The 1551-nt window shown below is 46.0% G+C and carries 1 protein-coding gene and 1 tRNA gene; one reads left to right on the top strand and one right to left on the bottom strand.

Annotation, left to right across the window (positions count from 1 at the left end; genetic code table 11):
- Nucleotides 1-29 precede the first annotated feature (29 nt).
- Nucleotides 30-105, top strand: a tRNA-Asn gene (locus R8O70_RS25025).
- Nucleotides 106-239: 134 nt separating this feature from the next.
- On the opposite strand, the gene R8O70_RS25030 is transcribed toward R8O70_RS25025, so the two are convergent.
- Nucleotides 240-1551 (bottom strand): NAD-dependent succinate-semialdehyde dehydrogenase (locus R8O70_RS25030; protein ID WP_318184439.1); only part of this gene is annotated, 1312 nt, incomplete at its 5' end.

Raw genomic sequence — 1551 nt, forward strand, 5'->3', positions numbered from 1 at the left:
GGTAGTCGGCACCACTTATTAAAATTTGTTCCTCCTTAGCTCAGTTGGTAGAGCGACGGACTGTTAATCCGCAGGTCACTGGTTCAAGTCCAGTAGGGGGAGCCATATTAGAAAAAGCCGCATCACTTGATGCGGCTTTTTTGCATCTGGAAGAAATACACCCTTCTCTCCTCTTTGCTCTATAAACAAAAAGCCAGGTTTAGAAACCCAGCTTTCTCTTTTGCACTCTCATCCAAAGATCAGTTTAAGCCACCAAGACATATGTATTTCGTCTCTAGGTATTCATCGAGCCCTTGTTTCGCGCCTTCACGCCCAACACCTGACTCTTTAATACCACCAAATGGTGCAACTTCTGTCGAGATGATACCTTCGTTCACACCAACCATTCCGTATTCCAAGCCTTCAGTGAACTTGATAATTCGTTTAAGGCTATCGGTATAGAAATAACAAGCTAAGCCATACTCAGTATCATTGGCCATTGCTAACACTTGTTCATCATCTTCAAATGTTAATACGGGTAATACTGGCCCAAACAACTCTTGCTGCACGATAGCCATACCTTGATCGACATTATCCAAAATTACAGGCTCCATAAAGCGCCCTGCGAGCTTTTGAGGACGGTTAGCAATGGTAGCCCCCTCTTGTAACGCCTGATCAATAACAGCCTCCAGACGATGCTTAGAAGCCATGGTGATCACTGGCCCAACTGTCACACCAGACTCCAAGCCATTCCCAACATTTAGCTCCATCATTTTTGCGAGCACTTTTTCCATAAAGCGCTCTTTGACATTTTGATGTACATATAAACGGTTTGTGCACACGCACGTTTGTCCTGCATTGCGGAACTTGGACGCGATAAGCCCATCAGCAGCTGATTCCAAATCAGCATCCTCAAAAACAATAAACGGAGCGTTACCTCCAAGTTCCATCGATACCGCTTTAACAGTTTCACTAGCCTGCTTCATCAAAATTTTGCCGACGCGAGTCGACCCCGTAAATGAAATCTTCTTGATCCTAGGATCCATCGATAACACCTGACCAAACTCAGCAGCCTGTTCAGAAATAACAACAGGTAAAAGCGGCTTAGGGATACCAGCCTGATACGCAAGTTCAACAACCGCTAGTGCGGTCAGAGGGGTCAACTCGGACGGTTTGATGATCATCCCACACCCAGCAGCTAACGCAGGTGCCGCTTTTCGTGTGATCATAGCAATAGGGAAATTCCACGGTGTAATCGCAGCACACACGCCTACAGGCTGTTTAATTGTAGATAAACGTCTATCTACAGCAGGTGCTGGGATAACTTCGCCATAAGCTCGTTTAGCCTCTTCTGCAAACCACTCTACAAAAGATGCCCCGTAGCTCACTTCCCCGCGGCTTTCAGACAATGGCTTACCCTGTTCCAATGTAATAATGGTCGCTATATCTTCAGCGTGTTCCATCAACAATTGATGCCAGTTTTTCAAACAGCTAGAGCGCTCTTTCGCACTCAACTTAGCCCATCGAACTTGTTCAGCCGAACACGCTTCAATGAGGCAATCCAACTCTCCA

The sequence above is a fragment of the Vibrio sp. 779(2023) genome, assembly GCF_033344285.1.
Classification (GTDB): domain Bacteria; phylum Pseudomonadota; class Gammaproteobacteria; order Enterobacterales; family Vibrionaceae; genus Vibrio; species Vibrio alginolyticus.